The organism is Agrobacterium sp. 22-210-1 (assembly GCF_053522525.1).
Genome location: NZ_JBNWCI010000001.1, coordinates 1018020 through 1032322 on the forward strand (window position 1 = coordinate 1018020; position 14303 = coordinate 1032322).

Sequence of the window (14303 nt, forward strand, 5' to 3'; positions counted from 1 at the left end):
GCGACCGTCTCTTCAAACGACGGTGCAGTTAAAAAGATTGAGGATGGGGTGAATGGGGCTGGCGAGGCTGATCGCGCCGCTTGCGCCCCAGAACAATCCGACGACATTGTTGCCGGCGGTGTCGATGACAGCGCTGCCGCTATCGCCCGGCTGGCTGAAGACCTCGCCGGCGCGGCGCGGCGATATGCCGATCTGGTTGCGCATATTCGGCTGCTGCACGTCGTAAAAGCCGGAAACGACGCCATTGGTGATATTGCTGGTCACGCCCGATTTCGTGACATTCATGTTGAGCGCCGCAACGGCCGCCCCCACCGGCGAGGGGAGGTTGTAGATTGCGCCGATGGTGGCGAGCCGGCCATTCGCCGGGCTGGCGACGGCCGCATCGACGCCATAGGTCGTTCCCTGATAGACGATGTTGCCTTTCTGGAAAGCGACGATATTGGCGGCAAGATCGCCAAACCAGGTGCGCGCCGGCTGCGACACGTCATCGCCGACCTGGGCATTGTCCCGGCAGATGACATGCTCGTTGCTCATGATCAGCGGCGTTCCGTTGGCGGCCCGGACGACCAGCCCGATGGTGCCGACGGTGTCGGTCCAGGACCAGTAATCCGGGCTGCCGCTGATGCCGCCGACCATCGGTTCCACGACTTTTTCGCGCGGGTTGTCGGAGAGGCGTCTGGGGTGATCCTTCCATTCCGTCCCGGGCGCGGGCAGTTCTCGCACCGCCTCGCTCGGGCGGTCGAAGGATCCTTCCCGCACCTGCAGCGGCGCGCCGCCCAGCGTCGTCATCAGACCCGCCTTCAGCGATGGGTCCGGCGCGCGGTGGTAAAGGATCAGGCCAAGCTCCTGTGTCAGTTCGCCGGCGGCGTCCTCAAGCAACCCGACGCCGATCGCCGTGACGCCGGGTATGCCTGTCAGCTGATGGTAATGCCGCTCCTTGAGCGCGGTGAGTTCCTCGAAAGTCATTCGCTTGCCTCATGGAAAAAGGGGTGAAGGATGGATGTCTGGTTTTTTAGGTTTTTTTCGTTTTTCTTCGAATCACGAAAACACTCCAACTCCTTGTTTTGACGCATTCCCGGACGGAAAACCGGGTTCCACTTTTCCTGGAAATGCTCTTAAGGGGCGGCGCGCCCGTTGGGGTGAAGGGCTGCGCCGCCCGTGCCCCGCGAGCCCTCAATTCAGCGGAATGATCTTGCCGCTGGAGGGAGCGCCGCCGCCGGCTGGCGGAGGACCGCCAGCCGCCGCCTGATCGGCCAGCATGCGGTATTGGGAGGTGCCTTTTTCAGTGCTGATGGTGCCGGAAACCGTGTAGAGATAGACGTCACCGGAGACGGCGTAGTCGTTGTTCTGATTGTTCACATAGAACTCGATCTCGACCGTCGACATATTGGTTGCGCGTTCCAGGAAGGCCTCCATCAGCATGGTGATCTGCTGATCCGTCAGGCCCTTGGAGCGCATTTCCTGTTTGGTCTTTTCATAAGAGGCGGAAGCGCCGCCGCCGCCGAAGAACCATGTCCAGACCGAAAGATTGGCGCTGGCCGTGGTCTTTTCGTATTCGTTGATCTCCTCGCGGTAGGAAGCATCCAGCATTCCGAGCGCAAGCGTGTTGAGGTCCTTCACATCCTGGCTGGAAAGCGCCGAGATTTGCAGCTGGGCCTTGATTTTTCCCGTGGTATGCGCCGGCACGGTATAGGAAATGCCGGTCAGCTGTCCCATGCCGGAGACCGAGATGGAATAGGATTCCTTCGCTTCGCCTGTCGGCAAAGTTGCGATGACCGGGACGAAGGGATCGAGCAGTTTGACGCCGGTTGCGGTGATCTGAATGGATGTCATGTCTATACTCCTGATGGTTGTGGGCTTCATAGGTCAATGAAACTCTGATCGTCCACTCGGGCTCGAGATGGGCGACATCGTCGTCTGGAGATGCATGAAAGGGCGCGTGCGGCTAACGCCGCACGTTATATACATATTTCGTATGTTGTGTTTGTCCACTTTAAGTGGATATTTTTATAATATGCACCTTTATGGCGAAGTCAATCGCGTTTGTGAGTACAACTTATATATGAATATTTGCCGGCGAATGAGGTGAAGAATGTGTTTTCTGCATCCACGAATATGCGTCAAAGCAGGTCGGGAGACACTCAGCCTGTACGGAAGTGACGCAGGCAGGGAAGACCGGTCTCTTCACTGCTGCGGTTGTATACCCTTCAGCGCCGGGTTCTTCAGGTCGATCCGGCCTGTCTGGTCCGGCAGGAACTTCGGGCCGATAACGCGCACTTTTGCGTCGTTCGGATCATAGTCGCGTTCAGGAACCGGTTGCTCCGGCGGTTTTGCGGCCTGTTGCTGTTCGGCCTGTTCCTTCGGCTTATCACCTTGCGGTGATGGAATGGTGGTGATGCCGGAATAGGGCTTTTCGGCCTGCGGTCGGGCGGCCTCTTCCTGCTTTTGCATGTCCTGGTGATAGGCGGCCATGTTGCAGGCGCAGCCGGGCGCTTTCGCAGACGCGTTGCGATAGGCGAAGGCGGTGGGCAGGTCCTTGTAGGGTTTGCCGGTTTCGGCCGAGACCATGTCGGAGGTCTCCTGATCCGTCATGGAGTGGAAATAAAGCTCGGTCTCAGTACCCGGGCACATTTTCTGGCATTGCTCCGCCTGGGCGCGGAAGTCGAGCGGCGAAGCATTGGAGGCGATCGGGAAAAACGAACCGTCGCAGGTGCGCACGCAAAGGGTGCGAAGTCCGCCCTCGGCGGCGGCATTGGGGTATGGCGACAGGCCCGCCTGTCCCGGCTGATTGTCCGGCTGGCGGAACGCATCGGGATAACGGGTCACATCGGGCGCTTGCGGCGGTTGCGTGTCCGTTTCCGGCATCGCGCTGCAGCCATTGGCGTCGAGCGCGGCGAGAATACGCTGGCGCCTGATGCCGCCATCATCGCTGCGCTGAGCCGCCATCGCATCGTCACGGTCACGAATGATGGCGTCACGTTCGGCCTCGGCGTCCACCAGCGCATCGCCTATTTCGGCGCAGAGGCCGGCATTGGGGTTACCGTAGACAATGACGCTGCCCGAGGAGCAGCCATAGCTGCGCATATCGTTCCTGATCTTGCGCACGACGATGTTCTGGCGGGCAAGCGCATTGGCGTAACGCCGCACCTCTGACGCATTGCCGATGACGCGTGGCGGTTCGCGCAATTGAGCATAAAGCGTATCGCAGACCTGATCCGCGAAGGCGGCCGGGGCGAGGAAAACAAGGGGAAGCAGGAGGCCGATGATGCGGCTGCGCCGGGTCAATTGTGCGATCCGTTTAATGTCCCCAGCCGGTGGCAGGGGCGTTATACTTCACGAAATCCGTGTTTCAGGAAGATAACATAAGCTGTTGCCGCAATGCGGCAACAGCTTGTTCAAAATTGCGTTAATGCGCCCTCACACCGAAGGATGTGATGCCTGCACCACGGCAAAGGCCGCCATGTTGACGACGCCGCGTGAGGTGACGCTGGGCGACAGGATGTGGGCTGGCAGGGCCGTGCCGAGCAGGATCGGGCCGACATGCAGGCCTTCCGTCAGGGTGCGGGTGACGCCGAGCGTGATGTTGGCGGCATCAAGGTTCGGGAAGACCAGAAGGTTCGCCTCACCGGTCAGCACGCTGTTCGGCATCGCCCGCTTGCGCAGCGCTTCCGAGAGCGCCGAGCCGCCCTGCATTTCGCCGTCCACTTCCAGCTCGGGGGCTGCCGCCTGCACGATCTTCAGCGCGCGGCGCATCTTGCGGGCGCTTTCCGAGTCCCGCGAGCCGAAGTTGGAGTGGCTGGCGAGCGCGATCTTCGGCGTGATGCCGAAGCGGCGAATTTCCTTGGCCGCAAGAATGGCCATCTCCGCCACTTCCTCTGATGTCGGATCGTTATTCACGAAAGTATCGGTGAGGAACAGCGCGCCCTGCTGGGTGATGAGCAGGCTGAGGCCCGCAAAGGAGCGCACGTTCTCCTGCTTGCCGATGATCTGGTTCACGTCGCGCAGATGGCGGTCATAACGGCCTTCGAGGCCGCAGATCAGCGCATCCGCTTCGCCGCGCTTGACCGACAGCGCGCCGATGACGGTGGAGTTGGTGCGCACGATGGTACGCGCCGCTTCCGGGTTGATGCCGGCGCGGCCGACCAGCGCGAAATAATCATCGACATAATCGCGGTAACGCGGATCGTCTTCCGGATTGACCACGGCGAAATCCGTATGCGGGCGGATGCGCAGGCCGAAGCGCTTCAGGCGCGTTTCGATGATCTGCGGGCGGCCGATGAGGATCGGGATGCCGGTACCCTCTTCCAGCAGAACCTGGGCGGCGCGCAGTACGCGTTCGTCTTCGCCTTCGGCAAAGATGATGCGCTTCTTTTCGGCGGCCTTGGCGGCATTGAAGACCGGCTTCATGATGAAGCCGGAGCGCCAGACGAAACGGTTCAGCTGGTCGAAATAGGCTTCGAAATCGGTGATCGGCCGGGAAGCGACGCCGCTTGCGGCAGCGGCGCGGGCAACGGCGGGCGCAATGCGCAGGATGAGGCGTGGATCGAAGGGCGAGGGGATGAGATAGGTCGGGCCGAAGACCGGGGTTTCACCGCTATAGGCTCTGGCCGCCACTTCGGAGACTTCCTCCCGCGCGAGTTCGGCGATGGCCTGCACGGCGGCCATCTTCATTTCCTCGTTGATGGTCGTCGCACCGCAATCCAGCGCGCCGCGGAAGATATAGGGGAAGCAGAGTACGTTGTTGACCTGGTTCGGGAAATCCGAACGGCCGGTGCAGATCATGGCGTCCGGGCGTGCGGCACGCGCGACTTCGGGCATGATTTCCGGATTGGGGTTGGCAAGCGCAAGGATAAGCGGATTTTCCGCCATGCGCTCCAGGAGTTCCGGTTTCAGCACGCCAGCGGCGGAAAGGCCGAGGAAGACATCGGCGCCGTCGATCGAGTCAGCCAGCACGCGCTTGTCGGTCTTCTGGGCGTAGACTTCCTTCCACTCGTCCATCAGCGTGTTACGGCCGTCATAAACCAGGCCTTCGATATCGTGGACCCAGATATTCTCTTTGTTGGCGCCCATGGCGACAAGCAGGTTGAGGCAGGCGAGAGCTGCCGCACCGGCGCCGGAAGCGACGATCTTGACGCTGGACAGAGACTTGCCGGCCAGTTCCAGCGCATTGGTGACAGCGGCGGCGACGATGATCGCGGTGCCATGCTGATCATCGTGGAAGACGGGGATATTCATCTTCTCGCGCAGCTGGCGTTCCACCTCGAAACATTCCGGCGCCTTGATATCCTCAAGGTTGATGCCGCCGAAGGTGGGCTCAAGCGCTGCGATGGTCGACACCATGTCATTGATGCCGGGCGCGTCGATCTCGATGTCGAAGACGTCGATGCCGGCGAATTTCTTGAAGAGGACGGCCTTGCCTTCCATGACAGGCTTGGAAGCGAGCGGGCCGATATTACCAAGCCCCAGCACCGCCGTGCCGTTGGAGATGACGGCGACGAGGTTGGCGCGGGCGGTATAATCCGCCGCCATTTCCGGATTTTCATGGATGGCGAGGCAGGGGGCGGCCACACCTGGCGAATAGGCCAGCGCCAGATCGCGCTGGTTGCCGAGCGGCTTGGTGGCCTGGATTTCCAGTTTGCCGGGGCGCGGGTAGCGGTGGAAAAAGAGCGCCTGTTCCTCGATGTCGGCCTTTGCCGTGTTGGCGGGCGTGTTGTTCTTATCGTGAGAGGTCATTCTTCCACCGTCATGTCTGGTTTCATTCCGGCCCCCTGAATACAACAAACTTCCCCATGGTACAGCCGTTATTTGACGCACATTCATGCAAATACGGGCATGGCTTATTCGCGTTTTCGTGAAGCCATCCGTCATATTCCATACAAAAACCGGCCTCTGTCATGTTGCTGAAACACGAGTCTGGTTCTGAGAGGTAAGAAAGCCGCAGGGACGCAACCGAACAGGGGGATGAAATCCGTGGCCGGTCAAATCGAAACCAGACAGTTCAGAACGCTTTTCATTTCGGATGTTCATCTTGGCTCCAAGGCGGCCAAGACGGATTTCCTGCTCGACTTCCTAAAGTATCACGAAGCCGAGACGATCATCATGGTCGGCGACATCGTCGACGGCTGGCGCCTGCGCCGCAGCTGGTACTGGCCGCAGGGCTGTAATGACGTGGTGCAGAAGCTGCTGCGCAAGGCCCGCAAGGGCACGCGCATCATCTATATTCCCGGCAACCACGATGAATTCCTGCGGGAGTTCCCCGGCATGCATTTCGGCGGCATCGAAGTGGCCGAGCGCATGATCCACGAGGCGGCCGACGGCAAGAAATATCTGGTCATCCATGGCGACGAGTTCGACGTGGTGGTGCGCAACGCCCGCCTGCTCGCCTATCTCGGCGACTGGGCTTATGACGCGGCGATCGCCATCAACATCGCCATTGCCGCCGTGCGCCGTCGCATCGGCCTGCCTTACTGGTCGTTTTCGGCCTGGGCCAAGCTGCAGGTCAAACACGCCGTCAACTTCATCGGCGAATTCCAGCGCGTGGTGGCTGACGAGGCACGGCGCAACAATGTCGATGGCGTGATCTGTGGGCACATCCACCACGCTGTCATGGAAGACATGGACGGCATCCGCTACATCAACACCGGCGACTGGGTGGAAAGCTGCACGGCGATTGCTGAAAATGCCGATGGCAGCTTCGAGCTGATCACCTGGATGCAGACCAGCGACGCCACCGCCGGACAGGCATCGGATGAGATGGAGCCGGTGGATATTCCGGGGCTGATCGGCAAGCACGCGGCCTGAGTTGGGGCCTGTGGGCTAAAGGGGTACCTGGCCTTCGGTGTTTCCTTGAGATCAATGCGCGCTCGTGTGGGATGAGCGGTCGCCGCTGGTTTCTTCTCCCCGCCGGGGAGAAGATCGCGGCAGCGGATGAGGGGGGCGAGCTCTCCGAAATCCGGCAACGGCGCCCCCTCATCCGACCCTTCGGGCCACCTTCTCCCCGGCGCGGAGAAGAAACGAGTGGCGAGGTTGGCGCGTTATCCTGTTTCCTTGCCGTCAATATTCCGGATCTACCCGCCTGCAATTCCGGCCGGGCCGGGCAAACCAGCGACCCTTCACAAACGAGCCCTTGCCCGCTGATGTGGAGCGAACTGGTGCGTCTCGCTTCTTCTCCCCGCCGGGGAGAAGTCCGCGGCAGCGGGATGAGGGGGTAACGGTCGAGATATTCGGAGAGCTGGCCCCCTCATCCGACCCTTCGGGCCACCTTCTCCCCGGCGGGGAGAAGAAACAAGCGGCGAGGTTCGCGTTCCATCTTGTTTCTTTCATCGTCAGTATTCTGGCGTTACCCCCACAGTTCCGGCTGCGCCGGATAGACCAGCGAGCCCTCATAAACCAGCCCCGGATCACGATCCTCAGCCAGCAGCAGTGGCCCATCGAGATCGGCAAAGGCGGTGCCCTGCGCGGCCAGCACGGCCGGGGCCATGCCGAGCGAGGTGCCGAGCATACAGCCGACCATGATGGTGAAACCGAGCCTTTCGGCCTCCGCCTTCATGACAAGCGCTTCCGTCAGGCCGCCGGTCTTGTCGAGCTTGATGTTGATTGCATCGTAGCGGTCGCGCAGGCCGGCGAGGTCCTTGGTCGAATGCACGCTTTCGTCGGCGCAGATCAGCACCGGATGATTGATGCGCGCCAGAATGGCGTCCTTGCCGGCCGGCAGCGGCTGCTCGATCAGCGATATCTTCAGTTCTGCTGCAAGCCTCAGATAATATTCAATATTCTCGTCATTCCAGCCTTCATTTGCGTCTATGATGATGCGCGCTTCGGGTGCGGCGGCGCGCACGGCCCGCAGGCGGGCTTCGTCGTCAGTGGTGCCGGTCTTGATCTTCAGCAGCGGACGGCCTGCATTTTCCGCGGTCTTCGCGGCCATTGTTTCAGGGTCGGCAAGCGAAATCGTATAGGCGGTGACGAGCGGCTTTGCCGCCTGTCCGAGAACCTGTTCGGCAGCGCTCTTGCCGCTGATCTTCGCCTCAAGGTCCCAGAGCGCGCAATCGACCGCATTGCGGGCCGCACCCGGTTTCATCGCCTGCTGCAATTCCTGCCGTGTCAGGCCGGCGGCGATCCGCTCTGCCATCGCCTCGATATCGGCAAGGACACCCTCGATGCTTTCGCCATAACGCGGATAGGGCACGCATTCACCTTTGCCGACGAAGGAACCTTCGCGGATGGTGCACGTTACGACATCCGCATGCGTGCGGGTGCCGCGTGAGATGGTGAAGCTGCCGGCGACGGGGAAGCGTTCTGTTGTGGCTTGCAGGTAACGGGGCATATTTTTTCACTTCCGATTGGGCGGCAAAAGACACATGACGCCAAATTTATCACGAATTGTCAGCCGTCACTGTGGCTTGCCGGAGGCCAAAACGTTATGAAACCTTTAAGAATCTCGTGACGGCTGCACTCGCTCGGAGCATTATGCAAGAACAGGACACACGGCAACAGGCGAACCCGGCCGCAATCACCGAAGACGGTTCCGTCTCCGGCGGCGGCTTGCGTTATGTCATGAGCGGTTCCTGGCGCAACAGCAATCTCTCCGGAATTTTCGAAAGCCTCGACAGGATCGAAAAAAACAAATCCGGCGGCTCCGTCGAGATCGATCTTTCCGCTGTCGAAGCCATCGACACGACGGGTGCGTGGATCATCCAGCGCCTGCGCAAGGATATCGAGGCGAACGGCGCGACTGTCACGCTCACCGGCAACGACCGGATCGAGGACGTCATCGGTCAATTGCCCGATAAGGCGGAGATGCAGGGCGAGCCGGTCGCCAAACCGGGGCTAGTGGAGCGCATCTTCGCACCGATCGGCCAGGCCGTGGTTCAGAACGGCGCGGATTTCCTGGCGGGCATGTATATTCTCGGCTCCGCCGTGCGCGGCGCGCAGATGAAGCTCGGGCGCGGGCGAGGCGTCTCGCCGGCGGCGATCGTCAACCAGATCGACCATATGGGCGTGCGCGCCGTGCCGATCATCATGCTGATGTCGTTTTTGATCGGCGCGATCATCGCCCAGCAGGGCGCGTTCCAGCTCCGATATTTCGGCGCCGAGGTCTTCGTCGTCGATCTGGTCGGAATTCTGCAATTGCGTGAAATCGGCGTGCTTCTGACCGCGATCATGATCGCCGGCCGTTCCGGCAGCGCGATTACGGCCGAAATCGGCTCGATGAAGATGCGCGAGGAAATCGACGCGCTAAAGGTGATCGGTCTCAACCCCGTGGGTGTGCTGGTGTTTCCGCGGCTGGTGGCGCTGACCATCGCGCTGCCGCTTTTGACCATTCTCGCCAATTTCGCAGCGCTTTTCGGCGCGGCCATCGTGGCGCTGCTTTATTCCGGCATCACTTTCGAGGTGTTCCTGTCACGCCTGCATGGCGCTGTCGAGGAATCGACCATTGCCGCCGGCATGATCAAGGCGCCGTTCATGGCGCTCATCATCGGCATCGTCGCGGCGGTGGAAGGCATGAAGGTGGGCGGTTCGGCGGAATCGCTCGGTCAGCATGTCACCTCCTCGGTGGTGAAGTCGATCTTCGTCGTCATTCTGGTCGATGGTCTTTTCGCCATCTTCTACGCAGCCATCGATTTTTAGGGAGGGCGCGTTGGAGCAGCAGGACCAGACACAGCAACAGATCAAGACCGGGAAAGACGGGCGCGAGATCGTGCTTTCCGTCGAGGGCGTGACCGTTGGTTTCAACGGTCGGAACGTGCTCGAAAATCTCGATCTCGATGTCTATCGCGGCGAAATCCTCGGCTTTATCGGCCCCTCTGGTGCTGGCAAATCCGTGTTGATGCGGGCGATTTTGCGGCTCCTGCCACGGCAGGCGGGTGCGATCCGCATTCTCGGCACCGATTACGACAAGGCGAGCGAAGACGACCGCATGATGCTTGACCAGCGTCTTGGCGTGCTGTTCCAGCAGGGCGCGCTGTTTTCCGGCCTGACGGTGAAGGAAAACATCCAGCTGCCGATGCGGGAATATCTGGACCTGCCGAAGAAGCTGATGGATGAGCTTGCTTATCTGAAGATCGAGATGGTCGGGCTGAAGCCCGATGCCGGCGACAAGTACCCGTCGGAACTGTCAGGCGGCATGATCAAGCGTGCAGCCCTTGCCCGGGCATTGTCGCTCGATCCCGACCTCGTCTTCCTCGATGAGCCGACATCCGGCCTCGATCCCATCGGGGCGGCGGAATTTGATATGCTGATCGCGCGCCTGCGTGATTCGCTCGGCCTGACCGTCTATATGGTGACGCACGACCTCGACAGCCTGTTTTCCGTCTGCGACCGCATTGCGGTTCTCGGCGACAAGCGGGTTCTGGTGGAGGGGACATTGCAGGACATGTTCGCCTGCGACGACCCGTGGGTGCAGTCCTATTTCCGCGGCAAACGGGCGCGCTCTGTCGTTCTTCCGGACGGCAAACATGAAAATCCGGTGGAGTAACAGAAGCATGGAAACCAAGGCGAACTACACCATAGTCGGAATTTTCACGCTGATCGTGATCGCTGCCGCATTCGGCTTCGTTTACTGGATGGCGGAATTCGGCCGTGGCGGCCCGACGGCGCAGCTCGTCGTGCGGATTCCCGGCTCCGCCAACGGTCTTTCCGTCGGCTCGCCGGTGCGCTTCAACGGTATTCCGGTCGGTACGGTGCGCGGGCTTGCGATTGATCGCGACGACCCTGCTTATTCCATCGCCTTTACCGAAGTGCAGGCGGATGCGCCGGTTTTCCCATCCACCCGCGCCGTGCTTGAAATTCAGGGCCTGACGGGTGCTGCCTATATCGAGCTTTCCGGCGGCAACAAGGATGGCGAGCGCATCCTGCAGAAAGCCGTCGAAAGCGGCGTTCCGGCCGAGCTGACAGCCGATCTCTCCAGCGTCACCAACCTGCTTGCCACCGCCGACAAGATTTTGAAGCGCGCCGATGGCGCCATCGGCGAATTGCAGGGCTTCGTGCAGGATGCCCGTGGTCCGCTGACGCAAACGGTGCGCAATGCCGAGAAGTTCTCCGATGCGCTGGCGGCCAATTCCGACGGCATCAAGAATTTCATTGCAAGCCTCAGCTCGCTTTCCACCACCGTTCAGTCCGTCTCGGTGCGTCTCGACGGCACGTTGACCGCCATCGAGGATCTGGTGAAGGCGGTGGATGCCGGCAAGATCGATTCCATCCTGTCGAATGTCGACAAGGTGACGAAGGATGTTGCGTCGGCTTCCAGCGATATCCAGGGCATCATGGAGACCGTGCAGAGCACGGCACGTAATTTCGAGGCGGCGAGCACGGAAGTGCAGACCGTGGTAAAGCGTGCGGATGAGCTTCTGGCCTCCGTCGATCCCGCCAAGGTTAGCACCGTGGTGGGTGATGTTTCCGCCGCAACCGCCGATGCGCGTGATGCGGTGGCGAATTTCAAACGGATTGCCGATGATGTCGGTGCCCGCCGCGCCGATATCGATCAGGCGGTTTCCGACTTCACCGACATGGGCCGCAAGCTGAACCTCGCCTCCAGCCGCGTCGATGGCATTCTTGCCAAGGTGGACGGCATGCTGGGCACCGATGACGCCAATTCGCTGTTTGCCAAGGCGCGCGAGACGCTTACCTCGTTCAAGGCCGTGGCCGACAATCTCAATGCCCGCATCGGGCCGATCGCCGACAATCTGACCCGCTTCTCCAGTTCTGGCCTCAAGGATTTCCAGGCGTTGATCGGCAGCACGCGACAGACAGTCGATAATCTCAACAATGCCATCACCAATATCGACCGCGATCCGCAACGGTTGATTTTCGGCGGCGAAACCGTGAAACAATATGACGGCAGAACAAGGCGCTAAGAGGGGTATGGGCCAATGACACGATCAATGACCGGCCATAAACGCCGCGCCCTTATTCTGGCTCCGCTGCTTGCCGCGCTGCTGGCCGGCTGTGCCGGCGCGCCGAAAAACGACACGTTCGATCTTTCCGTGTCTTCGGCGACTGTAACGCAGGGGCCTTCGCTGAAAGGCCGGCAATTGCTGATTGCCGACCCGACCGCGCTCAAGGCGCTGGACAGCGAGAATATCGTGGTGCGGCTCTCCGGCTCGGAAGTGCAATATCTCGGCAATTCGCAATGGAGCGACCGCCTGCCGCGCATGGTGCAGTCCAAGCTCGTGGAAGCCTTCGAAGACACCGGCAAGCTTGGCGGCGTCGGCCGTCCGGGGCAGGGGCTGGCGATCGACTATCAGGTCGTGACCGATATCCGCGCCTTCGAGGTGGATACGGCGAGAAACATCGCCAATATCGAAATGTCGGTGAAGCTTCTGAACGACCGCAACGGCACGGTGAAGGCGCAGGAAGTATTCCGCGCCAGTGCCCGTGTCAGTGGGTCCGGCAACGCCAATTTCGTGAAGGCGCTGGATCAGGCCTTTGCCGCCGCCACGCGCGAGATCGTGGCCTGGACGCTGAAGTCGCTCTAAGTCCTCGCTACGGTCATTTCCGATATAAGAAATTAGCCTATCTTCGGGTGAGGTCGGTTGATGCACGGCCTTGAGCGCAGTCTCTCGATCTGTGGGTTCGTCATGCGATTTCTGGCGTTGCTTTGCCTCATGCTTCTTTCCGTCCTCTCGGGAACCGATGCCGCCCTTGCGGCCGGACTGCGGTTGATCGAGGTTCCATCCACCGATGGCAAAGCTCCCATCAGGGTGGCTGTCTGGTCGCCCTGTGCGGCAGTGCCGGTGGAAACCCGTATCGGTCCCTTCGTTCTGCCTGCGGTGCGCGATTGCCCGATCGTTGACGGGAAATATCCGCTTATCGTCATTTCCCATGGTTTTGCCGGCACGTATTTCAGCCATCGGGATACGGCGGTGGCGCTGGCAGACGCCGGTTTCATCGTCGCGGCGCTCAATCATCCCGGCGATAATGCGATTGATATGAAGCGGGCAGGTGAACTTTCCGCGCTGACCGACCGGCCAGCGGATATTGTCCGCCTGCTTGATCATATGCTGACAGACTGGAAAGAGGCCGACGTCATCGATGCCGGGCGGATTGGTGTCTTCGGATTTTCGCGCGGCGGTTATACCGCGCTGGTGCTTGCCGGCGGCGTGCCGGATTTTTTAAACAGCAGATTGCCATGCCCGGACGAGCAGGCGGCCATATGCGCGCAGATGCGGGACAAAAGCGCTGTTGCGAAAGACTGGGTTCACGATAAGCGGATAAGGGCCGCGGTTGTTGCGGACCCGCTCAATGCTTTTCCCGGCGCTGAAGATCTGAAAAATATCGGTATTCCCGTCCAGCTGTGGAGTTCGGAACAGGGTGGCGATGGCGTTGTGCCGCAGGATATTGCCAGATTGCGCGATGAACTGCCGGGGAAACCGGACTACCGGACGGTGAAGGGGGCAGGGCATTTTTCGTTCATCGCGCCTTGCCCGGCAGACATGGCAAATGCTTTGCCGCAGATTTGCAGCGATGCGCCCGGCTTTGACCGGGCAGAGTTTCATCGCAGTTTCAACGCCGATGTCGTCAGCTTTTTCAGGGCCTCGCTGCGCTGAAGTCTTGCTGTCTTTTGCCGGGGCCGTCTTTTGCCGAGGACGTCTATCAGACGGCATCCTGCGACTGCCATTCCGGCAGCGGGAAAATCCGGTCATAGCTCCAGTTGAAGACAAAAGCATAAACCACGTAAAACAGCGCAAACGAAATATCCATCACCAGCGCGTGGGCAAGGCTGATATTCAGATACCAGGCGATGAAGGGCATCAGCACGATCAGCAGGCCCAGTTCGAACAGCACGGCATGTGCGACCCGAATGGCGGGTGTCTTCAGCGTCGTGCCCTTCAGGCGCTGCATGGCGTGGTCGAAACCGAGATTGTAGATGTAGTTCCAGGCCGTGGCGAGTGTTGCGCTGACGAGGCCGACAATGCCGATATCTTCCATCGGCATGCCAAAGAGCAGCGCGCCGAGCGGAATGACGAGCAGAAGGCCGATGATTTCGAAGCTGAGCGCGTGGCGGATACGATCTTGGAGGGAACGCAATTTATTCTCCGGTGTGTGACCGGGCCGTCCCGCATGCTGTCGCCGATATGGCCGAGGTCGTCCTCGCGGTGAGGCATATAGAGGTTTTGGGCGAAATTTTCAAGCTTTGGGGTCTTGACGAGCGCGGTTCGATGTCACGGGGAGGGTGAAGCTTGTTTCTTCTCCCCGAGGGGGAGACGTCCGCGGCAGCGGGATGAGGGGGCGAGGGTAGAGATATACGGAGAGCTTGCCCCCTCATCTGACCCTTCGGGCCATCTTCTCCCCGGCGGGGAGAAGAA

12 protein-coding genes are annotated in these 14303 nt (G+C 60.5%); 6 read left to right on the plus strand and 6 right to left on the minus strand.

The features are described from left to right. Nucleotides 1-12: 12 nt before the first annotated feature. The 4 genes from ACQZ5F_RS05210 to ACQZ5F_RS05225 all read right to left on the minus strand — a co-directional run bounded on the left by ACQZ5F_RS05210 (nt 13) and on the right by ACQZ5F_RS05225 (nt 5733). Nucleotides 13-966 (minus strand): chymotrypsin family serine protease, encoded by a 954-nt coding sequence (locus ACQZ5F_RS05210; protein WP_137084336.1) that lies wholly within the window; start codon nt 964-966, stop codon nt 13-15. A gap of 207 nt (nt 967-1173) precedes the next feature. Then, complete coding sequence (locus ACQZ5F_RS05215; protein WP_052760219.1) at nt 1174-1833, minus strand: hypothetical protein; 660 nt, start codon at nt 1831-1833, stop codon at nt 1174-1176. Between the two features lie 351 nt (nt 1834-2184). Next, on the minus strand, nt 2185-3285 hold the full coding sequence (locus ACQZ5F_RS05220; RefSeq protein ID WP_225339789.1) for a DUF2865 domain-containing protein: 1101 nt from the start codon (nt 3283-3285) through the stop codon (nt 2185-2187). Nucleotides 3286-3417: 132 nt separating this feature from the next. Beyond that, complete coding sequence (locus ACQZ5F_RS05225) at nt 3418-5733, minus strand: NADP-dependent malic enzyme (protein WP_448731061.1); 2316 nt, start codon at nt 5731-5733, stop codon at nt 3418-3420. A gap of 228 nt (nt 5734-5961) precedes the next feature. On the opposite strand from ACQZ5F_RS05225, the gene ACQZ5F_RS05230 reads away from it, so the two are divergent. Further along, nucleotides 5962-6801: a UDP-2,3-diacylglucosamine diphosphatase gene (locus tag ACQZ5F_RS05230; RefSeq protein ID WP_046798379.1), complete on the plus strand. Its 840-nt coding sequence runs from the start codon at nt 5962-5964 to the stop codon at nt 6799-6801. 538 nt (nt 6802-7339) lie between these two features. Here the strand turns inward: ACQZ5F_RS05230 and dgcA are convergent. Then, on the minus strand, nt 7340-8323 hold the full coding sequence (dgcA, locus tag ACQZ5F_RS05235) for an N-acetyl-D-Glu racemase DgcA (protein WP_137084332.1): 984 nt from the start codon (nt 8321-8323) through the stop codon (nt 7340-7342). Between the two features lie 143 nt (nt 8324-8466). Between dgcA and ACQZ5F_RS05240 the strand changes: the two genes are divergently transcribed. The 5 genes from ACQZ5F_RS05240 (at nt 8467) to ACQZ5F_RS05260 (ending at nt 13544) form a co-directional block, all read left to right on the plus strand. After that, nucleotides 8467-9627, plus strand: a complete 1161-nt coding sequence (locus ACQZ5F_RS05240) for an ABC transporter permease (RefSeq protein WP_046798381.1) — start codon at nt 8467-8469, stop codon at nt 9625-9627. A gap of 10 nt (nt 9628-9637) precedes the next feature. Further along, the gene (locus tag ACQZ5F_RS05245) at nt 9638-10474 is read left to right on the plus strand and encodes an ABC transporter ATP-binding protein (protein WP_046798382.1); all 837 of its coding nucleotides are present in this window, start codon (nt 9638-9640) and stop codon (nt 10472-10474) included. Nucleotides 10475-10481: 7 nt separating this feature from the next. Next, nucleotides 10482-11852 carry an MlaD family protein gene (locus ACQZ5F_RS05250; RefSeq protein WP_046798383.1) on the plus strand — a complete coding sequence of 457 codons (1371 nt, stop codon included), beginning with the start codon at nt 10482-10484 and terminating at the stop codon, nt 11850-11852. A 15-nt stretch (nt 11853-11867) separates the two neighbouring features. After that, a complete protein-coding gene (locus ACQZ5F_RS05255) occupies nt 11868-12473 on the plus strand; it encodes an ABC-type transport auxiliary lipoprotein family protein (RefSeq protein WP_046798384.1) in 606 nt (201 codons plus the stop codon). Nucleotides 12474-12575: 102 nt separating this feature from the next. Further along, entirely contained in the window at nt 12576-13544 is a 969-nt protein-coding gene (locus ACQZ5F_RS05260) for an alpha/beta hydrolase family protein (RefSeq protein WP_225339997.1), read from the plus strand. 46 nt (nt 13545-13590) lie between these two features. Here the strand turns inward: ACQZ5F_RS05260 and ACQZ5F_RS05265 are convergent, their stop codons facing one another. Beyond that, a complete protein-coding gene (locus ACQZ5F_RS05265; protein ID WP_046798385.1) occupies nt 13591-14025 on the minus strand; it encodes a PACE efflux transporter in 435 nt (144 codons plus the stop codon). Nucleotides 14026-14303 lie beyond the last annotated feature (278 nt).